This window comes from Desulfobulbus oligotrophicus (assembly GCF_016446285.1).
In the GTDB taxonomy this organism is placed as follows: domain Bacteria; phylum Desulfobacterota; class Desulfobulbia; order Desulfobulbales; family Desulfobulbaceae; genus Desulfobulbus; species Desulfobulbus oligotrophicus.
In genome coordinates, this window is record NZ_CP054140.1 from 1,064,028 (window position 1) to 1,088,173 (window position 24,146).

Annotated in this window: 19 protein-coding genes, 1 tRNA gene, 1 other RNA gene and 1 pseudogene; 12 read left to right on the top strand and 10 right to left on the bottom strand. The window is 54.6% G+C overall.

The genetic code is table 11. The features are described 5' to 3' along the window. Positions 1–2: 2 nt before the first annotated feature. The 10 genes and pseudogenes from HP555_RS14440 to HP555_RS04845 all read left to right on the top strand — a co-directional run. A pseudogene (locus tag HP555_RS14440) lies at positions 3–635 on the top strand (L-threonine dehydrogenase); the annotation flags it as partial. A gap of 298 nt (positions 636–933) precedes the next feature. Then, positions 934–3,651, top strand: a complete 2,718-nt coding sequence (locus HP555_RS04805) for a molybdopterin-dependent aldehyde oxidoreductase (RefSeq protein ID WP_199264051.1) — start codon at positions 934–936, stop codon at positions 3,649–3,651. A gap of 190 nt (positions 3,652–3,841) precedes the next feature. Beyond that, positions 3,842–6,148, top strand: a complete 2,307-nt coding sequence (locus tag HP555_RS04810) for a pyridine nucleotide-disulfide oxidoreductase/dicluster-binding protein (RefSeq protein ID WP_199264052.1) — start codon at positions 3,842–3,844, stop codon at positions 6,146–6,148. Next, a complete protein-coding gene (locus tag HP555_RS04815) occupies positions 6,145–6,354 on the top strand; it encodes a DVU_1557 family redox protein (protein WP_199264053.1) in 210 nt (69 codons plus the stop codon). Before HP555_RS04810 ends, HP555_RS04815 begins: the two co-directional genes overlap by 4 nt. 36 nt (positions 6,355–6,390) lie before the next feature. After that, entirely contained in the window at positions 6,391–7,098 is a 708-nt protein-coding gene (gene trsM, locus HP555_RS04820; protein WP_199264054.1) for a DVU_1556 family methyltransferase, read from the top strand. Between the two features lie 5 nt (positions 7,099–7,103). Continuing rightward, positions 7,104–7,559, top strand: coding sequence for a DVU_1555 family C-GCAxxG-C-C protein (locus HP555_RS04825; RefSeq protein WP_199264055.1), 456 nt, complete (start codon positions 7,104–7,106; stop codon positions 7,557–7,559). Between the two features lie 5 nt (positions 7,560–7,564). Next, positions 7,565–8,950, top strand: a complete 1,386-nt coding sequence (gene trsS / locus HP555_RS14195) for a radical SAM (seleno)protein TrsS (protein WP_199264056.1) — start codon at positions 7,565–7,567, stop codon at positions 8,948–8,950. Continuing rightward, positions 8,941–10,293, top strand: a complete 1,353-nt coding sequence (locus HP555_RS04835; RefSeq protein ID WP_199264057.1) for a DVU_1553 family AMP-dependent CoA ligase — start codon at positions 8,941–8,943, stop codon at positions 10,291–10,293. The genes trsS and HP555_RS04835 overlap by 10 nt, the downstream gene beginning before the upstream one ends. Then, entirely contained in the window at positions 10,250–11,293 is a 1,044-nt protein-coding gene (locus tag HP555_RS04840; protein WP_199264058.1) for an XdhC family aldehyde oxidoreductase maturation factor, read from the top strand. The genes HP555_RS04835 and HP555_RS04840 overlap by 44 nt, the downstream gene beginning before the upstream one ends. After that, entirely contained in the window at positions 11,278–12,435 is a 1,158-nt protein-coding gene (locus tag HP555_RS04845; RefSeq protein WP_199264059.1) for a DVU_1551 family NTP transferase, read from the top strand. The genes HP555_RS04840 and HP555_RS04845 overlap by 16 nt, the downstream gene beginning before the upstream one ends. Before the next feature lie 92 nt (positions 12,436–12,527). On the opposite strand, the gene purF is transcribed toward HP555_RS04845, so the two are convergent. Further along, positions 12,528–13,958: an amidophosphoribosyltransferase gene (purF, locus tag HP555_RS04850; protein WP_199264060.1), complete on the bottom strand. Its 1,431-nt coding sequence runs from the start codon at positions 13,956–13,958 to the stop codon at positions 12,528–12,530. 201 nt (positions 13,959–14,159) lie between these two features. Between purF and selD the strand changes: the two genes are divergently transcribed. After that, the gene (gene selD / locus HP555_RS04855; RefSeq protein WP_199264061.1) at positions 14,160–15,224 is read left to right on the top strand and encodes a selenide, water dikinase SelD; all 1,065 of its coding nucleotides are present in this window, start codon (positions 14,160–14,162) and stop codon (positions 15,222–15,224) included. A 7-nt stretch (positions 15,225–15,231) separates the two neighbouring features. On the opposite strand, the gene HP555_RS04860 is transcribed toward selD, so the two are convergent. The 8 genes from HP555_RS04860 to HP555_RS04895 form a co-directional block, all read right to left on the bottom strand. Then, positions 15,232–16,377 (bottom strand): M20/M25/M40 family metallo-hydrolase, encoded by a 1,146-nt coding sequence (locus tag HP555_RS04860; RefSeq protein WP_199264062.1) that lies wholly within the window; start codon positions 16,375–16,377, stop codon positions 15,232–15,234. Further along, complete coding sequence (gene ispF / locus HP555_RS04865; protein ID WP_199264063.1) at positions 16,364–16,852, bottom strand: 2-C-methyl-D-erythritol 2,4-cyclodiphosphate synthase; 489 nt, start codon at positions 16,850–16,852, stop codon at positions 16,364–16,366. The genes HP555_RS04860 and ispF overlap by 14 nt, the downstream gene beginning before the upstream one ends. Next, positions 16,849–17,577 carry a 2-C-methyl-D-erythritol 4-phosphate cytidylyltransferase gene (gene ispD, locus HP555_RS04870; RefSeq protein ID WP_199264064.1) on the bottom strand — a complete coding sequence of 243 codons (729 nt, stop codon included), beginning with the start codon at positions 17,575–17,577 and terminating at the stop codon, positions 16,849–16,851. Before ispD ends, ispF begins: the two co-directional genes overlap by 4 nt. 3 nt (positions 17,578–17,580) lie before the next feature. Next, an RNA gene (gene rnpB / locus HP555_RS04875) (RNase P RNA component class A) lies at positions 17,581–17,950 on the bottom strand. Between the two features lie 37 nt (positions 17,951–17,987). Beyond that, positions 17,988–18,587: a ribonuclease HI family protein gene (locus HP555_RS04880; RefSeq protein ID WP_199264065.1), complete on the bottom strand. Its 600-nt coding sequence runs from the start codon at positions 18,585–18,587 to the stop codon at positions 17,988–17,990. Further along, the gene (locus HP555_RS04885) at positions 18,577–19,305 is read right to left on the bottom strand and encodes a zinc ribbon domain-containing protein (protein ID WP_199264066.1); all 729 of its coding nucleotides are present in this window, start codon (positions 19,303–19,305) and stop codon (positions 18,577–18,579) included. Before HP555_RS04885 ends, HP555_RS04880 begins: the two co-directional genes overlap by 11 nt. A gap of 129 nt (positions 19,306–19,434) precedes the next feature. Further along, complete coding sequence (locus tag HP555_RS04890; RefSeq protein ID WP_199264067.1) at positions 19,435–20,238, bottom strand: Nif3-like dinuclear metal center hexameric protein; 804 nt, start codon at positions 20,236–20,238, stop codon at positions 19,435–19,437. A 183-nt stretch (positions 20,239–20,421) separates the two neighbouring features. Continuing rightward, positions 20,422–20,498, bottom strand: a tRNA-Ile gene (locus HP555_RS04895). 219 nt (positions 20,499–20,717) lie between these two features. Between HP555_RS04895 and HP555_RS04900 the strand changes: the two genes are divergently transcribed. After that, positions 20,718–22,523: a M48 family metallopeptidase gene (locus tag HP555_RS04900; protein ID WP_199264068.1), complete on the top strand. Its 1,806-nt coding sequence runs from the start codon at positions 20,718–20,720 to the stop codon at positions 22,521–22,523. Between the two features lie 10 nt (positions 22,524–22,533). Here HP555_RS04900 and HP555_RS04905 read toward each other — a convergent pair whose 3' ends face one another. After that, complete coding sequence (locus HP555_RS04905; protein ID WP_199264069.1) at positions 22,534–23,793, bottom strand: HD-GYP domain-containing protein; 1,260 nt, start codon at positions 23,791–23,793, stop codon at positions 22,534–22,536. Between the last annotated feature and the right edge of the window lie 353 nt (positions 23,794–24,146).

Here is a 24,146-nt window from a genome sequence, read left to right on the forward strand (position 1 = left end):
TGATGATGGGGATGCCGCCTGCGCTCACCGCAGCTACAGGCATGGATGCTTTAACCCATGCTGTGGAGGCCTATGTATCCACCATTGCCACACCGATGACCGACTCTGCTGCGGAAAAAGCCATCGAGTTGATTGCCAAGCACCTGCGCCCCGCAGTAGCCAACGGCCAGGACATCGAGGCTCGGGAAGGGATGTGTTTTGCGCAGTATCTTGCAGGTATGGCCTTTAATAATGCAAGCCTTGGCCACGTGCACGCCATGGCGCATCAGTTGGGAGGCTTTTATGACCTGCCCCACGGTGAATGCAACGCTATTCTGCTGCCGCACGTTGAGCGCTTTAACCTGATAGCCAAGATGGACCGCTTCATTAAAATCGCTGAGTTGATGGGAGAAAATACAGCTGGTCTTGCACCTCGAGATGCTGCTGAGTTGGCATTGGTGGCCATCAAGAAACTGTCGGCCGATATCGGCATCCCGGCTGGTCTGGTCGAACTTGGTAAGCGATATGGTAAAGAAGTGAAGGCCTCGGATATCGATACCATGGTCGCCAACGCCCAAAAGGATGCCTGCGGTCTGACCAACCCGCGCTGCCCGAAAGATGTGGATGTAAAGGCCATCTATACTGCAGCTCTGTAAGAGGATGTTGTATCGCTCCCTCTTTGTATAAGAGCGCAGGCTGTGGTCATCCCCCCGTCTGTGTCGTGGGCACGATGAGGAACTGGACAAAGACCCGGAAGGGTGAAACGGGGCAGGATGTTTTCTGCCCCGTATACTATTTTACAAGACAGAAAGCCAACTGTACGGACAGGTATCACCGGCAGGGGGTATGAGCACCGGGCCGGTTGGTTTTTTTAACGGGTCGGGTTATAAAATGTAGGTATTATTTTTATTGTACGAGAGAGTCATCGAGACCACTTGCACTGAGGAGGAGCGCATGATTAAACGGAAATTGCTTGTAAACGGTATCGAGCGGACGGTGTTTGCAGAAGAGTCTGACCTGTTGTCTGATGTTATCAGAAAGAGTCTGCACCTCACCGGGACCAAAGTCGGCTGTGGCCAGGGACAGTGTGGTGCCTGTAACATCATCATGGACGGCAGGCTGATTCGTTCCTGTGTCACCAAGATGAGCCGGGTTCCAGAGGGAGCGGCTATCACCACCATAGAGGGGGTCGGCACCCCTTCGGATCTGCATGCCCTGCAGCTGGCCTGGATGATCCATGGTGGTGCTCAGTGCGGTTTTTGTACCCCTGGTTTTATTGTTTCCGGCAAGGCCCTGCTGGATCAGAACCCTGACCCCTCCAGAGAGGACATTCGCGACTGGTTTCAAAGGTACCGCAACGCCTGTCGCTGTACCGGCTACAAGCAACTGGTGGATTCAGTGCGAGACGCTGCCAAGGTGCTGCAGGGTAAAATAAGCATGCAGGATCTGGTGTACAAACTGCCGGCAGACGGTAAGGTCTTTGGTGGATCCATGCCTAGGCCGAGTGCGGTGGCCAAGGTCACCGGCACCTGGGATTTCGGTGCCGATGCTGCTCAGCGTTTGCCGGAGGGTACTTTGCAGCTCGCGCTTGTTCAGGCAGAGGTCTCCCATGCCAATATCCTTTCAGTAGACACCAGCGAAGCCGAAAAAATGCCCGGTGTCTTCAAGGTGGTGACGGCCAAGGATATCAAGGGGAAAAACCGGATTACAGGGCTCATCACTTTCCCGACCAATAAAGGTGATGGCTGGGACCGGCCTATTCTGTGTGATACCAAGGTGTTTCAGTTCGGTGATGCCATTGCCATTGTCTGTGCCGATACCGAGAAGAATGCCAAGGCAGCTGCTGCAAAGGTCAAGGTCGAGCTGGAGGAGTTGCCGGCCTACATGAGCGCACCGGCAGCCATGGAGCCCGATGCTATTGAAATTCACCCCGGAACCCCCAACGTGTACTTCATCCAGAAGATTGCCAAGGGAGAGGACACCAAGCCTGTTTTTGACAAGGCGGATGTGGTTGCTGAAGGCGATTATTATGTGGGCCGTCAGCCGCATATGCCCATTGAACCGGATGTCGGGTTTGCCTATCACAACGACGAGGGTAAGCTGGTTATTCACTCCAAATCCATCGGTCTGCATCTGCACCTCTACATGATCGCACCGGGGCTTGGGGTTGAGCCGGAAAACCTGATTCTGGTACAGAACAACACCGGTGGTACCTTTGGCTACAAGTTCAGCCCCACCATGGAGGCCCTGGTCGGTGCGGCTGCCATGGCCACTGAGCGACCGGTTTACCTGTGTTACAACTACTTCCAGCAGCAGACCTATACCGGCAAGCGTTCACCGTTTTTTATGAATGTACGCATGGCGGCAAGCAAGGACGGCGCGCTGCTGGGTATGGAAACCGATTGGTCTGTGGATCATGGACCGTATTCAGAGTTTGGTGATCTGCTCACCCTGCGGGGGGCCCAGTTTATCGGTGCCGGTTACGATATAAAAAACATCCGGGGCGAAGGACGCACCGTGTGCACCAACCACGCCTGGGGTTCGGCTTTCCGCGGTTATGGTTCACCACAGGCTGAATTTGCCTCTGAGGTACTGATGGATGAGCTGGCCGAGAAGTTGAATATGGATCCGCTTGAGTTGCGGTACAAGAACTGCTACCGGGAAGGAGCGACGACCCCGACAGGGCAGGATCCGGAGGTCTATTCTCTTCCTGAAATGCTTGATAAGTTACGTCCCAGGTACGAAGAGGCCAAAAAACGAGTCGCGGCTGAATCAACTGCAGAGGTAAAACGCGGTGTCGGTATCTCGCTGGGCGTGTACGGCGCAGGGCTTGACGGTCCGGACACCTCAGAGGCCTATGCAGAGCTGAATGCCGACGGCACTGTTACCATCTTTAACACCTGGGAAGATCATGGGCAGGGGGCTGATATGGGAACCCTGGCCACGGCTCACGAAGCACTGCGACCTTTGGGGATCGGTCCGGAAAAGATCAGACTGGTATTAAACGATACCGAATTCTGTCCCAACTCAGGACCGGCAGGTGGTAGCCGCAGCCAGGTTATGACCGGGCAGGCGACCCGAATTGCCTGTGAAGAGCTGCTGAATGCCATGAGAAAGCCGAATGGATATTTTCGCAGTTACGATGAGATGATGGCTGACAAGATCCCGACCAAGGTTGTTGGCAAGTGGACCTCTCCTGGGACGGACTGTGATGAAAACGGACAGGGCAACCCCTTTAGTTGTTATATGTACGCTCTGTTCCAGGCTGAGGTGGCTGTAGAGGTTGCCACCGGTAAGACCACCGTGGAGAAGATGATCTGTGTTGCCGACGCCGGTAAAATTGCCAACAAACTGGTGGTGGATGGGCAGATTTATGGCGGTCTGGCCCAGGGGATCGGGTTGGCGCTCACCGAGGACTTTGAAGATATCAAAAAACATTCAACACTCGCAGGTGCCGGCTTCCCGTACATCAAACAGATTCCCGATGATATGGAAATTATCTACGTGGAAACACCCAGGCCGGATGGTCCCTTCGGTGCATCAGGAAGTGGTGAGCTGCCCCTTACCTGCCCGCATGCCGCGGTTATAAACGCTATCTACAATGCATGTGGTGCTCGTGTTCGTCATCTCCCGGCTCTTCCTGAAAAAGTGTTGGCCGCCATGCCCAAATAAGCGGCTTGGCACGTGTACCTGTCGGGGCGGAGAATGTGACCGCCCCGATATACATGCAGTCTTTCAGCCTGTCTGGTATTTTGTTTGGAGAGGAGGAGTACAGCCCAACATCCTGATGGTGGTGAGCGTATCCCAACCATCCCCGATGACAAAAAACAGACAGGCTTTTTTTTAATGGACAATACTCACCATGGATCAATCGCAACTCAGAGCACTTGAGGCCCGTTGTATTCAGGAAGAGATGCCGTTTTGTACGGCATCCTGCCCTATCCACGTTGATGCCCGTGGATTGATGGCATTGCTGACCAGAGGTGAACTGCGTGAGGCCAGAAAGATCCTCGATCGGACCATGCCTTTTCCGGAGATTCTCGGACGTATCTGCGATCAGCCCTGCCACCCTTTCTGCAAACGTGGTGAAATCGGCGATCCACTGTGGATCGGTCCATTGGAACGATACTGTGTCAGCGTTACCGACACTGTACTTAAGCCGCCGAAGCTACCTGTCAAGGGTGGTGCGGTAGCCGTACTTGGAGCCGGGTTTTCCGGCATGACGGCAGCACTTGACCTGAGCCGTAAAGGCCGACCGGCCACGTTAATCACCGCACGAACACGTCTTGGCGGCTCGCTGCCGGACCGGGCTGGTTCGCTGCTTCCTCCCGAGGTGTTTGATCAGGCGGAAGCCACCCTCAAAAGGTATGGAGCGGAGATTGTAACAGGTGCCTCGCTGGACAGGCAAACGGTCGCCGCTCTTCTTGATAAATACGATGTTCTCTATTTTGATTGGGATGATTTTACTATTGATCACCTGCCTTTTATCCCCGGCACGCCTGATCCGATCTCACTTGCCCTGGAGAGGGACGGCTGCTTTGGCGGCGGCGGTGTTGAAGACGGCAAACCTTTCTCCATCATGCATCAGGCGGAAAACGGCCGGCGGGCCGCTCTTTCCATGGAGCGTTACCTGCAGGGTGTGTCGTTAACTGCAGAACGTGAGAAGGAGGGGGCCTGTCCGACCCGGATGTATACAGTGACCGAGGGTATTCCTCCTGCCTCTGAAATAGTGCCGGACAACCCGATTGCCGGTTACACCGCTGAGGAAGCCCAGCGGGAGGCGGCCCGCTGCATCTACTGCGAGTGTCTGGAATGCGTTAAGAAGTGCGCTTATCTGCAGGAGTATAAGGAGTATCCCAAAACTCTGGTACGCAAAATCTATAACAATCTCTCCATTGTCCAGGGAAACCGCAGTGCCAACAAGCTGACTAACTCATGCAGCCTCTGCTGGCAATGCACTGTTATCTGCCCCTATGATTTTCCGGTTGCCTCGGCCTGCCATGCCGCTCGTCAGGAGATGGTGGCAAGCGGTCATATGCCTCCCTCGGCTCATTCTTTTGCGCTGGAGGAGATGCACTATACCCTTGGCGAGAACTGTGCACTGATCCGTCATCAGCCGGGTACAACCGCGAGCAGGTATCTTTTTTTCCCGGGCTGCCAGTTAACCGGAACCTATCCGGATACAGTGGAGCGGACCTACATCTTTTTGACGCAGCACCTGGAAGAGGGGGTCGGGCTTTTTCTCAGCTGCTGCGGAGCGCCTGCCGATTGGGCAGGGCAGTCGGCTCTTTTTACCGATGTCCTTGCTGACCTCACCGCGCAGATCAGGCAGATGGGCAATCCAACCCTGATTGTCGCCTGTTCCTCCTGTCTGGCCGCTTTTGGCAAATATGCCCCGGAGCTGACAGTGGTTTCCCTGTGGGAGATGCTTGACGAGCTGCCTTTACCGGAGGTGCTCTTTGATCTCCCTGAGTCGCCGTTAACAGTGCACGACCCCTGCACTGCACGCTATCAGGAGGGGGTGCGGGCCAGCGTGCGGAGTATATGCGGCAAGATCGGACTTCCTGTTGCTGAAACGACAATCGGAGCTGAATTAGCGGACTGCTGCGGGTATGGCGGGTTGCTGCAATTCGCCAACCAGCCGCTTGGCGAAAAAGTGGCGACGCTCAAGGTCAGTCGGTCCACAACAGAGACAGGGCTTGTCTACTGTGCCATGTGTCGGGAAAATCTTGTGGGTACGGAGACGCATATCGCTCATCTCCTGGACTATCTGTTTGCAGATCCGGAGAAAAATCCCCTTGTCCGCGCCAAGGTGGGGCTTTCAGGACGGCACGAACATCGTTCCCGGCTTAAATCCCGCCTGCAGAGCACATTATGGCAGGATCCGATCGGATCACCGGCTCCACATCGGGCAATACGGCTGGAAGCGGATGATGAGACGTGGGCTCTTTTAAATGAACGGCTTATCCTGATGGAAGATATACAAAAGGTTATCCATCATGCTGAAACAACAGGTCGTTATCTGCACAATCCGGCCAATGGGCGACGATTGGCAGCATTCAAGCCGGCTGTGGTCACCTACTGGGCCGAGTATGAACCCATATCTGACGGCTATTTCCTGCACAGGGGATACAGCCACCGTATGCAGTTACCGGAGGACAGGGCATGAGCACGTTTTCCTTTGCCGAGGCAACAGAGTGGCGTTGTGCCGCCTGTGATCAACCGTTGCAGCCGGCCAAAGTCAAGGTCACCTATCTGAATGCGGTGTTCAATGTTGAGCTGATGGTCTGTCCGGCCTGTAATTTTATCCTTGTTCCGGAAAATCTTGCCATGGGTAAGATGCTGGAGGTTGAACAGCTCCTGGAAGACAAGTAAGCAATGTGGGCCCATCGCGTTTCTGAAAAGAGGATCGTGCAACCCCTGTATGAACGGGAGGAGCTTGCCGCAATAACCGGTGGTCCGCTACGCCCCGGCGGGCTGGAGTTGACCGGAAAGCTGCTGCACCACAGCGGCCTGGCACCCGGTGCCACCGTCCTTGATCTGGGGTGCGGTTCCGGATTTTCCCTGGAACTGCTGATTCGGGTTTATCGTCTTGTCGCGGTTGGTATAGATCCTTCGCCTCTCCTGCTTGCTCAGGCCGGCCGAAGAGCGCCGCAGGCGACTCTTCTGCAGGCAACGGCACAGGCTCTGCCGTGTATTGACGGTTCGTTTGCAGGTGTTGTCTGTGAATGCGTGCTCTCTCTCACCGGTGATGTCCACCTGGTCATACGTGAAATGCACCGGGTGCTCCGATCTGGAGGCGTGTTGCTGCTCAGTGACGTCTATGCGCACGAAAAAGGGCGATTCTCAACATCTCCCCGGGCAACGAGCTGTGTCAACAGTACCGTAACCCTGGCCATGATGACGCAAGCTCTCAGGGCAGCGGATTTTGAGCTGCTCCATTTCTGGGAATGTACGGACATACTTAAACAGCTGGCCGGTCAGATTATCTTTGATTACGGCAGCCTTGGTGCATTCTGGAATGTGATCCTGGGACAGGCGACCGGGCAATGCACACACGATTGCACACGTACAGGGGTAAAGCTCGGCTACTATGCCCTTGTTGCACAGAAGAGGTAAACGGTATGGAAGAAGAGCTTCGTATTCTGCAGCTCGTTGGTGAAGGACTGTGCTGCAGTCAGATCATGGTCCGGCTGGCTCTGGATGATATGGGTGAGGAAAACGTCCCTCTGGTGCGTTCCATGGCCGGATTGTGCGAGGGAGCAGGCGAGGGTGGTCTGTGCGGCGTGGCGAGCGGTGCGGTATGTGTTCTGGCACTCTATGCCGCCAAAGGCAGCGTGACGGAAGAGATGCTGCCCTGTTATCCGATCCTTGTTGATCAGTTTATGGAGTGGTTCAAAGGAACATCCACAACATGGGGCGGCATACGCTGCGAGGACATTGTTGCCCATAACGGTGGTATACAGCCTCAGGTATGCGGCAACATCATGCTCCGTTCCCGGGAAATGATTATCCAGCTCCTTGCTGAAAATAATATCGACCCCAGCCAGCCCAAAGAACAGGCTGGAGGTTCTTTTTAAATCGCATGGATGATCTTGGCCATACCATAAGCCTCTGTCCGGTCTGCTGCCGTCGTATCACGGCATACCGGCAGCAGGAGCAGGAAACGGTTTTTCTGGTGAAAGAGTGTCCGGAACACGGACGGTTTCGTACACCGATCTGGCGGGGGGAACCGTCCTTTGCCGGTTGGCAGCGGTCTAAAATTCCATCGACCCTCCAGCACCCGCTCACCACGGTTGAGCATGGGTGCCCTTTTGACTGTGGCCTCTGTCCCGCCCACGGGCAACACACCTGCACAGCACTGCTTGAGGTGACCAGCCGCTGTAACCTTGCCTGTCCGGTCTGCTTTGCCGATGCGGGTGCTGATCCTGCCCCGGATCTCTCACTTGCACAGATTGAGGCAATGTTCGAGACGGTTCTTGCTGCTTCAGGAGTCTGCAATATTCAGCTTTCCGGAGGCGAACCCACGGTGCGCGACGATCTGGCTGATATTATTCGATTGGGGAGGCGAAAGGGGTTCACCTTTATCCAGCTGAATACCAACGGCCTCAGATTGGCTGCTGATCCGACCTATGCTGCATCGTTGAAAGAGGCGGGACTGAGCTCCGTGTTCCTGCAGTTCGACGGTGTCTCCAGCCGCGCTCATCAGAGCCTGCGAGGGCGCGATTTGTGCGGGATAAAAGAGCGTGCCATAAACCACTGTGCTGTTGCCGGTCTTGGTGTTGTTCTGGTGGCCACCCTGGTGCCGGGGGTCAATACCGAGGAAATTTACGCTATCATCAGCTACGGTGTTTCGCAGGCACCAACGGTTCGTGGCGTCCACTTTCAGCCGATCAGCTATTTTGGTCGTTATCCGCACGCCGGTCCGGCAGACAGCAAACGGATCACCCTGCCCGAGGTTATCCAGTGCATCGCCCGTCAAAGCGGCGGGATGATTGATGCCCGTTATTTCGCGCCACCAGGGTGTGAGCATGCCCTGTGCTCGTTCCACGGCATGTTTCTGGTTGAAGAGAGTGGCCGGCTCACCTCGATCAACAGCGGCTCATCCTGCTGCGACGGCAACCGCTCCGGCTTCCTGCCGACAGCCCGAGCCGGCCGGGAGCAGAGTGTGCGCACGACAGCCAGACAGTGGAGCCTGCCGATGGCCGCTGTCACCGCCAAGCAGGGCGCAGCTGCCGATGCAACCGTACAGGATGATTTTGACCGATTTCTTGCCCGTGCCCGCACCCATACCTTTTCCATTTCTGCCATGGCGTTTCAGGATGTATGGAATCTTGACCTGGAGCGACTCCGGGGCTGCTGCATCCATGTGGCAACGCCGGATAACCGGCTGATCCCTTTTTGTGCCTATAACCTGACCTCAGCCTCGGGCCGGTCACTGTATCCGCGGAGGGTGGAAACATGCGGATAACAACACTGGAAACCCTTCTCCAGCATGACATCGGCACTGCCGGCCGACCTCTTTCACGTGCCGCGATTGAATCCTATCAGGCGGAAGCTCTGTACCAACTGGTGGAGTACTGTCGGTTACGCTCACCTTTTTATCGCTCAAAGCTGGCCGAGTTCGACAATCAGACGATCAGCAGTCTGGATGGACTGTCGGCTCTGCCGCTGACAAGCGAGACCGAACTGCGTGAACAGGGGCACCATATGCTGTGCGTCAGTCAGGATGAGGTGGCCAGAATTATCTCACTTCCAAGCTCCGGTACAACGGGTGCGGCCAAACGCCTTTTTTTCACTGAGGACGACTTGGAGCGAACCCGCCTGTTTTTTCGTATCGGTATGGGTAATTTAGCAGAACCAGGGCAAAAGGCGGCCATTCTACTGCCTGGAGCGACTCCGGATTCCACGGGGTATCTCCTTGCCGGTGCCCTGCAGGCCATGGATGTGCGCAGCGAGATTCTTGGTCTGGTCAGCGACCCGGTTGCCGTGGCGAGACAGCTTGTTGCCGGAAGATTCGATGTGCTGATCGGTTTTCCCATACAGCTGCTGGCCGTGGCCCGTGTCGCCGAGGCCCGGAAGATGGAACTGCCGATGATCCGTTCCGTGCTGCTCTGTTCCGACTATATCCCGAAGTCAGTCAGTACCGCCCTGGCAGCCTCCTTTGGTTGCGAGGTGTTCAGCCATTACGGCACTGTGGAGAGTGGTCTGGGGGGAGCGGTTGATTGTGCCATGCACTGCGGGATGCATATCCGCGAAACCGATCTGCTGATCGAGGTCATTGATCCGAAGACCGGTTATCCGCTGGCTGATGGCCGGTGGGGTGAAATTGTGCTGACAACCCTGCAACGACGGGCAATGCCGCTTGTGCGCTACCAGACCGGAGATCTTGGTCGGCTGCTCGTCGGCACCTGTCCCTGTGGCAGTACCATCCGCAGGCTTGACAAGGTGAAGGGAAGGATTTCCCTGCAGAGGAAGTTGCGCAGCGGGGCCTGGATCGATCTGCCGACCTTGGACGAAGTGCTCTTTGGTCTGCCCGGTTTGATCGATTTCAGTGCTGCCATCGATGAAAATGCAGGCCAGGACAGACTGTGCCTCACCTTACAGTGTCTGCCGGGTCATGAAGATGCAACCGTGGAGGCGGCCGGTCGGCTTCTTGCCGGACAACCGCAGCTGTGTGGGGTACACGTTCAGGTTGAGCATGATTCCGGATACCGGCGGCTGCATCAGGGAAAACGTCAACTATTTGATCAAAGGGAGTTTGTTTGTCATGAAACGGCTTGTTCGTCATCTCTGCTCAACCCTTGCCGATAACAGGTCCTGTGTGCTGGCGACCGTTGGGAGCCAGTCAGGATCCACGCCCAGAATTGCCGGTACAAAGATGATCGTCCATGAAGGTGGGAGTATCTTCGGAACCATCGGCGGGGGCCTCGTTGAAGCAACAGCTATCCGTGAAGCTGCTTCCTGTCTTCTTCAGAAAAAGAGCGCGCATAAACGTTTTGATCTTTCGAATTCCGAGGCTGCGGTTTCTGATATGATCTGTGGCGGGACAATGGATCTGTATCTGGAGTATATTGCGCCTTCATCGGAAAACATGGCTGTTTTCCAGCAGCTGGAAAAAGAGCTCCATGCCGGTCGCAGGGTTATTTTAGTCAGCAGTATCAACGGGGAACAGCCTCGTTTTTTTGTTGACCACAAGGGACGGGTGAATCGGGAAGATCTCCCGTCTGCTGTTGCTTCGCTTTGCAGGCAGACCGCCGCCATCCTGTCCGGAGCCGCCTGTGTTGACTGTGAAGGAGAACAGTATCTGCTCTCTTCCTTTGCAACCGGTGGTCATCTGGTGCTTGTCGGTGCCGGTCATGTTGCCGCCTGTACTGCTGAGGCTGCAGCCCGGGTTGGTTTTCAGGTAACAGTGATGGATGACCGGGAAGAGTTTGCCAATAAAGAGCGTTTTCCCCAGGCCACCACCATCCAACTCCTTTCAACCTTTGCCGGCTGTCTGGACGGTCTGGATATAGACAGCGACACCTATGTGGTTATCGTTACCCGCGGCCATCTGCATGATATGGAGGTGCTGGAACAGACGCTGCAGACCAGGGCCGGGTACATCGGCATGATCGGGAGCCGTCGCAAGCGTAACACCATCTATACACAGCTTCTGGACAAGGGGGTCACCGAGGCCCAGTTGGGACAGGTACGCTGTCCCATCGGCATGGCTATAGAGGCCGACACTCCGGAGGAGATTGCGGTCTCCATTGTCGGTGAGCTGATCTACCAACGAGCCACCGGTCGACGCGCATGGCACCTCGCTTAAGCGGACTCATCCTGGCGGCCGGTTTTTCGTCGCGCATGCAGGCACTTAAACCGCTTCTGCCGCTGGGTGAAACGTCGGTCTTGGGTCAGTGCATTGATACGCTTCGAAAGAGCGGTATCCAGGATATTATGGTGGTAGCCGGTTATCGGGGGAGCGAGGTCGCCGCCGAGGCGGTTGCCCACGGTGCCCGGGCGGTATTGAATGCCGACTTTGCCGACGGGATGTTCAGCTCCATCCGTTGTGGCGCGCAGCAGCTGGGGGAGGCAGAGTATATTGCCCTGCTGCCGGTGGACATTCCGCTTATCCGCAGCGGTACTCTGTATCTCATGCAGCAGGCCCTGCAAGGTCGAACCGGTGTACAGGTTGTTCATCCGGAGTTTAACGATCAGCGCGGCCATCCTCTGCTCATTGCAACAGCACTGTTACGGGATCTGGTGCGTGCTGCCTCTGCTCCCGGCGGCTTGCGGCCCCTGCTGGAACGTCACGAGCGCATGCAGCCTGAGCAGGTTGTGTCGGTGAAGGTCCCTGACGCCAACATCCTGTTTGACATGGACACACCGGAATCCTACGCTGCATGCTGCGAGCGTTTTCCCAGACGTGACTATCCCACCCTGGAAGAGGGTGCGGTTATCCTGGAGCATATTTATCCCATGCCGCCAAAAGGTGTTGCACATGGGCATCTGGTGGGGGAGTTGGCTGCTGGTTTTGCAGAGGCAATCAACGTGTACAGAGATGCGGGGCTGTGTGTTGACCTCTGCCGAGTCGCGGGCTGGTTGCATGATGTGGCCAAGGGGCAGGAACACCATGAAGAAACCGGCGGCAGATGGCTGGATGGCCTTGGTTTTCCACGGGCGGCATGCATTGTTGCCGCACATAAGGACCTTGACTGGCATCCCGGTGACCCACTTACTGAACGTGAGCTGGTGCACCTTGCCGACAAGTTGGCCAAGGGGGGCAGGCTGGTTACCCTTGATCAGCGTTTTGGTGAAAAAAGTGCACTCTATAAAGATGATCCCGATGCCCAGGAGGCTGTTCAGAGTCGATACCTCCTGGCCCGGGAGCTGGCCCTGGCCCTGGAAGAGGCCAGTGGACAGACGTTTGTCACCCTGTGCGCTCATCTCGCATCCCGCTGTTCCCGCTGAGACTCTTCTACTCTGCGGCCAACCTGTCCGGTTGGCAATGCTGACGGAGCGGCCGGCCGTATGCTGCAGTGTTGCTGATGTTGACTGTGTTTTCAACAACCGCAGTCGGAAAACACCTCCTTGGTAAAGGCCGGTTCCGGTTCAACCGGATATTCTCCGGTGAAACAGGCCAGGCAGAAGTGGTCACGGGGCAGTCCTGTTGCCTCCACCATCCCTTCAAGGCTGAGATAATGGAGCGAATCAAGCCCGAGGTAATCACGCACTCCCTCAACGGTGTTGTCAGCGGCAATCAGCTGTGACTTGGTAGGGAAATCAATGCCGTAATAGCAGGCATGACGGGTGGGTGGGCAACTCACAACCATATGCACCTCTGTGGCCCCGGCCCTCCGTAGTGACTGTACCCGGCTGCGTCCGGTGGTACCCCGGACGATTGAATCTTCAACAATGATTACCCGTTTTCCGGTCAGCAGAGCGCGAACAGGGTTGAGTTTCACCCGGACCGAGAAATCGCGCATTGATTGAGTCGGCTGGATAAAGGTCCTGCCGACATAGTGGTTGCGAATGACCCCCATCTCCATGGGAATACCCGAAGCGTTGGAATACCCGATGGCGGCATAGTTACCGGAATCTGGAAAGGGCATGACAAAGTCTGCATCGATTTTTGCCTCTTTGGCCAGGATCTCTCCCATCCGCTTGCGGGCACTGTACACATTAAAACCAAAGACATCGCTGTCGGGCCGGGCAAAGTAGACATGTTCGAAGATACAGTAACTTTTTCGGGCCGGCGCCCATGGAAAGGAGGAGGTCAGACCCTGCGCGTTAATGAGCAGGACCTCTCCCGGTTCGACATCGCGGATATATTCCGCTTCAATCAGGTCCAGGGCACAGGTTTCGGAGGCAACAACGTAGGCGCCGTTTTCCAGTACACCAAGGCAGAGCGGGCGGAACCCGTTGGGATCACGGACGGCAATCATGGTGTCGTTGGTCATGATCAGAAGTGAGTAGGCCCCTTGAATGCAGGTAAAGGTCGTCTTGATGGCCTCCAGCAAGCCCCGATCCATGTGGCGGGCCATCAGGTGAATGACAATTTCACTGTCCATGGTGGTTTGGAAAATTGAACCCTGCTGCTCCAGGTGCCGGCGTAAGGCAATGGAGTTCACCAAATTACCGTTGTGGGCAACACAGATCGGTATGTCTTTATGGGTGACCAGAAAAGGTTGTGCATTGGTGACGGAGGCTTCACCGGTGGTGGAATAGCGGACATGACCGGTGGCCATGTGTCCGGAAAGGCGTTGCAGCGTCTCTTCAGTGAAGACATCGGCAACCAGACCAACATCTTTATGAATCAGGACCTGTTTGCCGTCACTGCAGACAATACCGGCACTTTCCTGCCCCCGATGCTGGAGTGCATACAAGCCGAAATAGACGAGTTTGGCCGCATCAGGATGGCCAAAGACGCCGCAGATGCCGCATTCGTGTCGTGGTTTTGCCGGTAAGTCCCATTCTACATCCTGGCTGCTCATGTCGGTTGCCTGTTGTATTGTAAGGATGCATTAAAACTGAAAGGCACAAAGAACACTTCCCTGTGCCTGCCTGTTGATGATCCATCATGATCTGAAGAAGTCTATCTTGAACCAGATTATTCGTTTTTTTTCAAGAAAATATCAGGTACTATGATAAGTCTTCCTGTTGTGAACACAAATCTTTAAAGTTGATACAGTATAATGCATTTTCCATCTGTCAAACTGACAAGTACTGTTAAAGCTGCAGGTTGAGCTGCCAAGCTCGGTCCAGGGGACCTGGACCAGATATTGAGAGGCCTCAACCTGCCGTCTGACGCCGATTTGCTTGTAGGTGCGGAAACCTGCGATGATGCCGGTGTGTACCGTCTCACCGATGATATCGCCCTGATTCAGACCGTGGATTTTTTCACCCCGATTGTTGATGATCCGTACGATTTCGGCAGGATCGCGGCGGCAAACTCCCTGTCTGATGTATATGCCATGGGCGGACGCCCCTTACTGTGCATGAACATTTTAGCGTGCCCAGTCAAAACAATGGACCCGGCAACTGTTCGCCGCGTTGTGGAAGGCGGCCTGGACAAGATCCGTGAGGCCGGTGCACTTCTGGTCGGCGGACATTCCATTGAGGACCAGGAATTAAAATATGGGCTGGCTGTAACCGGAATTGTTCATCCACAGCGTCTGCTACGCAACAGCGGCGCGCAGGTCGGTGATGTTTTGCTGCTGACCAAACCTCTGGGTACCGGTATCCTGTCAACAGCGATCAAGGGCGGCCTTACCGCCCCGGCGGCTGAACAGCAGCTGGTTGAACTGCTGGCAACGCTGAATCGGATGCCCCTGGAGATCCTGGACGAGAACCCGGAGCTGCGCGATCAGGTGCATGGCTGCACGGATATCACCGGGTTCGGACTTTTCGGCCATCTGCATGAGCTGGCAGAGGCATCGGCGGTTTCGTTACATATTGATAAGCGTCTGCTGCCTCTTCTGCCGGATGTTGTACCCTTTGTTGATATGGGCATCATCCCTGAAGGAGCGTACCGTAATAGAGACTTTTATCGCCAATGGGTTCATTCCGAGCTGGCGGAAATGGATTCGGTGGAGATGGTCGGTTATGATCCGCAGACCTCTGGTGGACTTGTCTTGGCCATGACACCCGATGCAGCTGTTCAGCTGCATCGCCTCCTGCAGCAACGGGGATATGATCCGGCATGTCAGGTGATTGGCGAGGTCTGTGCCGCTGATCCCGGTATGGTGCATATCCGTTAGAAATGTTTCAGCAGGACGGCTCGGTCATCAGGGCGATCAGCAACCTGGTGAGGTCGACCATATCCTGGAGCTCGACCTGCTCCTTGGTGGAATGCACATTGGTCATACCGGTGGCAATAATGGCTGTTGCCAGACCGTGACCGTTGAAGATATTGGCATCGCTGCCACCGCCGGCCCGTTCATAGGAAAGTTCCATGCGGATGGAACGGGCTGCCGCCTCCACCCGTTTGAGCACCGGATCCTCGCGTTGTAACTGCATCATCGGGAAGTCCTGACGCAGTTCGAAGTTCACTGAAGGTTCCCCCTGGGCAGAGCCTGTTGAATCTGTCCAGTCGGCAATGGTGTTGTTGAATATATCACGGATCTCCTCGGTCACCCGTGTCAGCTTCTCCTTGGAATGACTGCGGGCCTCCCCTTCGATCACAACGCTTTCCGGCACAATATTTGAGGCGGTTCCCCCGCTGATGGTTCCGAAGTTCGTGGTGGTCTCTTCGTCGATTTTTCCGGATGGAACTTGTGCCAGGGCCCGGGCCGCCAGGATGAGGGCGCTTACACCCCATTCCGGATGGAGTCCCGCATGGGCTGCCACCCCGTTCACTGTGATGGTAAAGCGGTTGGCTGCCGGTGCATGGGTGATGACACGGGCAAAGCCGCTGGAATCAAGGGCATATCCTTCCCGGGCGTTGATCAGCTTCGGGTCCAGAGCTTTGGCACCCACCAGGCCGATCTCTTCACAGGTGGTGATCACAAATTCCACCGGACGAAACGGTCGCCTGGTTTCCCGCAGCAGGCGCATGGCCTCAATACAGGCGGCAATCCCCGATTTATCATCACTGCCGAGGACAGTGTCACCAGCACTGGTGAACAGGTCGCCGACACGTTTGACCTGAACCCCGTCAGCAGGTTCCACCGTATCCATGTGGCAACTGAAAAAAATCGGCGGCAGGTCAAGGGTACCTGTAAAGCGAATAATCAGATTACCGCATTCGGAACCGGTCAGTGGTGCGGAGTCATCTTCAATAATTGCAGCAGGTTCCAGCTCCTGAAAAATCTGCTGTAAACGTCGGGAGATACGCCCTTCCCGGCGGGAAGGGCTGTCGATCTCACAGAGCTCGATAAAGTTGGCTGCCAGCCGTTCTCTATTTATTTTCATAAGCAGGCCTCAACAGGACAACAGCGTGAGCGGCAATCCCTTCGCCGCGGCCGATGTATCCCAGATGTTCGGTGGTGGTTGCTTTTATATTGATTGCCTGGGGCTGCACTCTGCAGCAGTGAGCGAAGTTGCTCTGCATAGCCTCCAGATAAGGAGCCAGCTTTGGTTGCTGACAAACGATGGTAATATCAGCATTGCTCAGCAGATATCCCTGTTGGTCAATCAGTTGCTGTATTTCAGCCAGAAGCAGTAAACTGTCAATCCCCCTGTACCGGGGGTCGGTATCCGGAAAATGACGGCCGATGTCACCGGCACCCAGGGCTCCTAACAGAGCATCGGATAGAGCGTGGGCAACAACATCGGCATCGGAGTGACCGTCCAGCCCCTGTTCATACGCAATGTCCACTCCGCCGAGGATCAGTTTCCGGCCGACCACCAGTCGATGCACATCAAAACCATGCCCAATTTTTATCATATGTTCCTCTGCATAAGGAGTGCTTCAGCCATCTGCAGGTCTTCGGGACGTGTGATTTTACTGTTGTATTCACTTCCCTCCACCACCTGTACAGGAATTCCGGCAGCCTCCAGCAGCGATGCCTCGTCGGTACCGACAAATCCGGTCGATGCCGCCCTGGCAAAAGCCTGTTCCAGCAGTGTTCGACGGGCCGCCTGGGGCGTCTGTGCCTGCCAGATGTGACTGCGGTCGATGGTACTGACAATGGATCCGTCGTCTTTCACCTGTTTCAGGGTATCTTTGACCGGAACGGCAGCAATGGCTGCACCAAACCGGACCGCCCCATCCAGACAGCGGAGGATGGTTTCACGATCCACCAGGGGACGGGCAGCGTCGTGTACCAGCACCAGGTCAGTTTCCACGGGCAGCATTGTCAGACCCGCCTGTACCGACTCCTGGCGGGTTGAGCCACCGTTTGTTATCTGCAGACGCAAGCGGTGCTCCAAAGAAACATGGGTACGAATCAGCTCGTCTGTGTACGCTGCATAATCGGCCGGAACAACGACCACCACGGTCTGTATTCTCTCCAGCTCGAGAAAGGCCTGACAGGTACGGATCAGGACGGGTTTCCCGGCCAGCTCGAGGAACTGCTTGGGACGGGTATGGCCGAAGCGAGAACCAGTACCACCGGCGGGAATGACGACCCCTGCCCGGAGATGAGGATGCTGCGATATATCACTGTTCATGAAAAAAAGGGGTGAACTGTAAGCCGAATTCTGTTTTCGCCCGAGAGCGAACCATGATCATTTATCTGGGATGCCGGTCGCCCGGCACCTCGTGCAACCTACCCGGAGACTTTGGACGGGCCGCCCTCAAGCGTCTCTCTATTTGGTCTTGCACCTGGTGGGGTTTACCCTGCCTCCCGTGTTGCCACGGGAGCGGTGAGCTCTTACCTCGCCATTTCAACCTTACCTGTGAACACGTACGCATTCCATCGGCGGTGTATTTTCTGTGGCACTTTCCCCCGGTTACCCGGAGTTCGCGTTACGAACCACCATGCCCTGCGGTGTTCGGACTTTCCTCTCCGGATTGAACCGGAGCGACCATGCATTCACCCCTTACTCAGTGACGGCGGCCCATGCCGCCCTGTCGTCATTTATGCTGCAGCTGTGTCAATTCCCTGATTGGCCAACTGGTCGGCCCGTGTATTCTTCATTCGTGGCACATGTGCGATTGACCAATGATTGAACGCGGCCAGTCGTTTTTGTACCTGGTGGAAAAGCGGGAGCAGCGCCTCGCTTTTGACCTTGTAGCGGCCCTGTACCTGACGGACAATCAGTTCGGAGTCTAAAAAAACAGCAAGCTCTGTGCATCCGCAGCGCCGGGCTTCATCAAGCCCGATGAGCAGCGCCTTGTATTCTGCAATATTATTTGTGCAGATACCAAGATAGACGGAACAGGTTGCCAGCTCTTCACCCTGGTCGGTCAGCAGCACCGCACCGGCACCGGCCTGGCCCGGATTGCCGCGGGACGCTCCATCGGTGAACAACCGGCACCTGTTGATGGATTGTTTGTCTGTCTGCGCAAGAGGAACCGTGTTCACAGCCCCGGATGACGTTTCCGGCAGCTGCCCGCACAGGCTTCGGCGAATTTCAAGAGGCGTGTGCTCAGGAAACAGCTGCTGTAAAATGTTGTCGGTCAGACCCTCTGCCAGTCGGTGGACAATGGCCTCTTGCGACAGTCTGTTATTCGCCAACTGCGGTCTCCTCAACCTCTTTATAGTACAGAATGCGTTGGCAGGTGGGGCAGAGATTGAATTTTTCCGCCTTGCGCACCTCAATGACCTGCTGTGGAGGTAAGGTCATATGGCAACCTTGACAGACGTTATCATTGATCGCCACCACGGCCAGCCCGTCGCGTTTGACAAGCAGTAGGTTGTATCGCTTCAGATGGGTGTCTTTCAGGCTGGATGTCTCGGTTTTCCGTTGGCTGATAATTGATTGTTTTGCAGCTTCAAGACGGCTGATTTCCTGTTCAACGTTTTTAACTTCTTCGTTCAGGAGTTTCTGTTCAGTTGAACATAAATTTTCAAGACCGGTGACCTCCTGCTCAAGATGTTCGATCTGTTCAATGAACTGCAGGATGCGATCCTCGGTTTCTTTGGCAATCCGCTTGTTTTCCTCGATTTCTTTGAGCAGTGCCTGGTGTTCACGGCTGGTTTGTACCTGCATCATTTTATTCTGGCGATCTTTCACCCGTGCGCCGGCCTCATCATGCTCGATTTTGGTTTCCAACTGTTTTTTGTTGAGCAACTGGATCTTGTTTTTGAAATGGGTGATGGCTTCTTGTTTTTCGACAATTGCCTGTTCTCGTTTGGTAACAGTCAGGCGATGCTTTGCTATCGCATGGTCAAATCCGGCGATTTCACTGTCGATCTCCTGTAGTTTGATGAGTTTGAGTATTTCCTCTTTCAATGATGAACTCCTCGTTTTGTCAGTCTGTTGGGTGAATAGGAGAAGGTGGATATGTGCACCACCGGTCAGGATAGAGATGACATGCGGTGGTGAAAAATCGGTATTTTCTGAAAAGGTACACTGAATCTCTCATACAAGGCGAAGCGGCGGTTGTTGACATGCCACATCAACTTGCAGGTTCCAGCCGCGATTTTCAGCCTCTTTGCGAAGGGTGTCGCGGAAAAAGAGCATGGCCGGATTTTCCGTGGCAAAATGACCGGCATCCAGTAACCAGAGTCCGGCGTCCGCGGCCCAGCAGGCGACGGAATGCTTGACTTCAGCCGTCACAAAAACATGTGCTCCTGCATTCAGGGCGGTATCTGCCAGGTCGGAACAGGAGCCACCGCACAGGGCAACGATGGTTACGCTGTCTGGGCGAGGACCGGCTTCCAGAATCCACGGAGGGTTGCAGACGGTCTTTATTTGGTCGAGAAATGCTGCGGCAGATACTGGCGATGCATAGTGGCCGATACGTCCGATTCCACAGTCAGAGCCGCAATTTTTTTCGGTGATCGTGAGCGGTCTGGTCTCTCTTAAGCCAAGGGATTGCGCAAGGTAGTCACTGACACCGCCCTGGATGGAATCCAGGTTGGTGTGGCACGCGATCACTCCGATCCGGTGGCTGGTTGCCGTGGCAATGAAGCGCCCTGACGGGGTGTCGGTTCGGATGGCTCGCAGAGGGCGAAAGATGAGAGGATGGTGGGTGATCACCAGGTCATAGCTGTCGGAGACGGCTTGTTCGATTAACGAGCAGGTGGGATCCAGAGCAAGCAGGATACTCGTGACCTGCTGATTCGGATCTCCGACAAGAAGACCAACGTTGTCCCAGTCCTCTGCTAAACTTTCCGGGGCAATCTGCTGAAGAGCTGTTAAAAGATCTCTGACCGTAGGCACGCCGATTCTCTGGAATGAAAAAGAGGTACATCTTTATGGAGATGTACCTCTTCTTGGGCATTTTCTGCAATGCGCGGCTGTTGTGTCAGTAATGACAACCAAAAACTGCGTAATGTCTTCAAGTGTCAGCCATGTACAAAGAGCGAAAAATCTTGGTGAGTTTTGTCGCTGTTTTCAATAAAATGGTGGGCCCACCTGGACTCGAACCAGGGACCGACCGGTTATGAGCCGGTGGCTCTAGCCAGCTGAGCTATGGGCCCAAGTATCACGATAAACCCATTATAATACCAGCGAACAGTAAAAGGTCAATAGATTTTGAGCATTATTTGAAAATAGAGCGCATTGACGCAAGGTAGAATAAAAAATCAAAGTCTCTGGCGTTGCGGGTGAGCCATGTATACTGTGTATGATGTGATTTCCGGTTTGATTTCTGTATGACAATGAGAAGGATCTTATAAACACAGCTGCGCTATCGATGAATGATTTATAATAATCTCTTCTATTTTCTCGTCGTTATTTTCACTGTCTCCACGAACAGTGCGGCTGCTCAGCCGTCTTTTTCTGTTTTGTGGACCCTGGTGTTGATGGTCGCAATTGCCTGGGCATATACTCAGGCGGCTTCACGTCTTTTTGCAAAGACCGGCGTCAGTTCTTCCGGTTACTTTTCGGCTGAAAAAAGGCTGTCGATACTGGCTGTTGCAATTTTTGTGGCGTGGGTCTACCTGCTTGATCTTAAATATTATTTAGAGCCGCTGTCCTTTGCGGGTCGACTGCCGGTGCTTGTCGATATCGCCGGTCTGGGCTGCTTTTTTTTGCTGATGGCCCTCATGTGGCGAGCTGCCAGGCCGCGTTATCAGCAGATCTTTCAGCGACAGTACACGACGATGGGGTTTATCTGGTCAAACTGTAAAGTCAACCTCCCCATCGTGCTCCCCTGGCTGGTCTTGTCTCTGGTCTTTGATGGCCTGCAGATGCTCCCCTTTCCGGAGCTGACGGAAATGTTCCGTTCTCCCTGGGCTGATCTTATTTTTTTTGTCACCTTTGTCATCTTTCTGATGCTCGCCTTTCCACCGCTGGTCAAAGTCCTTTGGGGGTGTCGACCTCTGCCGGTCGGGCCGCTGAACGATCGGCTCAACGCTTTCTCTTCCAGGCTGGGCTTTTCCGCGGATATATATCTGTGGCCGCTTTTTGAGGGGCAGGTACTGACCGCGGCCATACTGGGTGTTGTTCCGAAATTACGCTACCTGTTGATTACGCCTGCTCTGCTGGAGGCATTGACCGCCGATGAACTGAACAGTGTCTTGGCCCACGAAATCGGCCATGTGAAACATCGGCATCTGCTGTTGTACATGGCGCTTTTTCTGGGGTTCAGTCTGTTTGCCGGTGCAGTGGTCAAACATCTGCCCTATCTTGTTCTCTCCAGTGAGGTCTTTTACCAGCTCCTTGCCCACATCCCGGCCGCCCCTGAAAACGTACTGGGAGTGGCAGTGGCCGGGCCGCTGTTGCTTTTGATGCTCTTTTACTTCCGATTCGTCTTTGGATATTTCATCCGTCATTTTGAACGGCAGGCTGACGCGTACGTTTTTCAGGCCATGGGCACCGGATGGCCGTTGATCAGTGCCTTTGAAAAGATCGCCCTGCTCAGCGGCGGTAATAAAGAGGAGAAGAATTGGCACCATTTCGGGATCGGTGAACGAATCGACTTTCTGCAACGCAGTGAACATGACCGGAGCCTTATCAGTCGGCATGCCCATAAATTACATGTTGCCTTGGTTGTCTACGGCACTGTTCTGGCAATGGCCATCATGGGACTGCAGCAGGTGGACTCCAGTAAACTTGCCAAGGGATATGAAACACGATACGCGGAAGCTGTGCTTTTGCAGAAGGCACGACAGGAACCGGAAAACAGCCTGTGGCTTTTGTACTTAGGTGATTTTCTGCAGAGTCGTCAACTGGAGCAGCGGGCTATTCATACTTATGAAGAGGCATTGAAGGTAACGCCGATGAGTGCGGAGCTAAACAACAATCTTGCCTGGTTGTTACTCACGGCTCAGGATCATGCCCTTCGCAACCCCCGGCAGGCATTGACGCTTGCGCGCACCGCCGCCCTTATCAAAGAGCACGGTTACATCCTTGATACACTGGCAACAGCCAGCTGGGCCAACGGTTTGCTCGAGGAGGCCGTATCAGTCCAGATGAAGGCTATTCGTCTGGATCCGGAAAACAGGGTGTACTATCAAAAACAGCTGGAACGGTTCCGCACGCAGCGGTACCAGGAGCAGTGATCTGGCCTGGCTAAAGAACAGATGGTAATTCCAGCTCAAATCGATTGAAAAGATGCGCAAAGGCTTTGACAACCTCTGGATCATAGGTGGTGCCGCTGCCGGCAATGATGTTGTTTTTGGCGGCCTGCGGATGCAGAGCGTTACTGTCCGACCAGGCGGTGGTCATAGTATCATAGGCATCGGCAACGGCAAGGATACGGGCTCCTAACGGTATGTCAGCCGGCTCTTCGTCTGCAGCAGCATTCTCGATATCCTTATTGCCGAGCAGAATCGGCAGGATCCGGCCCAGGGGACCATTGTGCAGGTGCTGATCCGCCTCTTCGTCAGTCAGTGGTTCTTTAAGGGCTAAACTCGCGGCTTTGTGAAGAACACGGTGATTGATCCTTAACTGGCTGAGATCATGCAGGAGTGCAGCCAGGCGAATATCCTCAACATCATCTTTATCCAGCCCCATGAAGGCGGCGATACGCGTTGCATAGATGGAGACCCGGAAACAGTGGTTTTCCCGTTCTTCATCCTGGACAATGAAATGCCGCAAAATCAGCAGTAACCCCTGATAAAACTGTCGCAGTTCCCGGACTTTGCTTTTGTTGCGCTCATAGAGCGTCCCCATTGTGTAGGCGATGGCCAACAGCGCACACCCCCAGGAGAGGACATGGTACCAGGGGTTTTCTCCACCTAATCCGGTTGGGTTGAACTGCTCGAATCGCTCCGGATTGAAATGACAGGTTAAAATGACCAGCAGAATACTGGCAAGGGCCGTGTACACTGACTGGCGACGCCCGAAAAAATAGGCGGAAAAAACAGCAGGCAGGGTATAGAGACCAAGAAGCAGGTACTGCGAGGCAATGGAGGTGTTCAGGAGCCAGGCTATGCCCAGCATGGACACAATGATCCAGAATTCCCGGCGGATTTTTTTCCAGGGACGATGTGTTATACTTCTCTCTTCAGTACCGGTTTGGGCAATCTCAAGCAGGTTGGTTGTTGTCTCGGCTTCTTCAGGCTGGGAGGATGGCGGTGATGTGTCGATGGTGTTGTGAGCGGGGATAAAAAAAGCCTCAGCCCCCAGGTTCTGCAGGTGCTGCACAACGGTCCGGCCGGTTTTCGCAGACACATTTCTGCTGAGGACAATCGGCAGCTGTTGCAGAAGTGAGGGGATGGTCTCCGGAGGAATGCTCTTCGCCCTTTTTTCTAAGTAGGCGATAAGCGGTGTTGTATCAGCAGTCGGGGAAAGCGCTTTTAAAATGAGACAGCCTTTGTTGGTATCCATGCCAGCCGTCCAGAAGTGGTGGTTCGAAATATTCGCATTGTTCTGCAGGGTAAGGTGTTTTGTTTTTCTATTGTTGACAGTATTCATTATAGGCAGATAAAAATTGCAGTTCAAGGAACCGGCCTTCTTTTTTGAAAAACGCTGCAATGATACCAGGGCAACCCGTCCGGTTGTCTTGGATCCATCCGGATGGTACAGGAAACCGTTTGCACGGTAATAGTTTTAAAGACATGGTTCCGGACGACGGAGTGCGGGCAAAGGGTTAAAGTCATTGTGAAAGATCCGGTTTACCTGTATGCATGGAGTACGGAACGCGGTCTGTACAACAGCAGAAGGAATGGAACACTGGTCTT

Bases quoted from the DNA above. Each gene is read 5' to 3' on its own strand.
- HP555_RS04805 (WP_199264051.1), top strand. From the start codon at position 934: ATGATTAAACGGAAATTGCTTGTAAACGGTATCGAGCGGACGGTGTTT.
- HP555_RS04810 (WP_199264052.1), top strand. From the start codon at position 3,842: ATGGATCAATCGCAACTCAGAGCACTTGAGGCCCGTTGTATTCAGGAA.
- HP555_RS04815 (WP_199264053.1), top strand. From the start codon at position 6,145: ATGAGCACGTTTTCCTTTGCCGAGGCAACAGAGTGGCGTTGTGCCGCC.
- HP555_RS04825 (WP_199264055.1), top strand. From the start codon at position 7,104: ATGGAAGAAGAGCTTCGTATTCTGCAGCTCGTTGGTGAAGGACTGTGC.
- trsS (WP_199264056.1), top strand. From the start codon at position 7,565: ATGGATGATCTTGGCCATACCATAAGCCTCTGTCCGGTCTGCTGCCGT.
- HP555_RS04835 (WP_199264057.1), top strand. From the start codon at position 8,941: ATGCGGATAACAACACTGGAAACCCTTCTCCAGCATGACATCGGCACT.
- HP555_RS04840 (WP_199264058.1), top strand. From the start codon at position 10,250: ATGAAACGGCTTGTTCGTCATCTCTGCTCAACCCTTGCCGATAACAGG.
- HP555_RS04845 (WP_199264059.1), top strand. From the start codon at position 11,278: ATGGCACCTCGCTTAAGCGGACTCATCCTGGCGGCCGGTTTTTCGTCG.
- purF (WP_199264060.1), bottom strand. From the start codon at position 13,958: ATGAGCAGCCAGGATGTAGAATGGGACTTACCGGCAAAACCACGACAC.
- HP555_RS04860 (WP_199264062.1), bottom strand. From the start codon at position 16,377: ATGAAAATAAATAGAGAACGGCTGGCAGCCAACTTTATCGAGCTCTGT.
- ispF (WP_199264063.1), bottom strand. From the start codon at position 16,852: ATGATAAAAATTGGGCATGGTTTTGATGTGCATCGACTGGTGGTCGGC.
- ispD (WP_199264064.1), bottom strand. From the start codon at position 17,577: ATGAACAGTGATATATCGCAGCATCCTCATCTCCGGGCAGGGGTCGTC.
- HP555_RS04900 (WP_199264068.1), top strand. From the start codon at position 20,718: ATGATTTATAATAATCTCTTCTATTTTCTCGTCGTTATTTTCACTGTC.
- HP555_RS04905 (WP_199264069.1), bottom strand. From the start codon at position 23,793: ATGGATACCAACAAAGGCTGTCTCATTTTAAAAGCGCTTTCCCCGACT.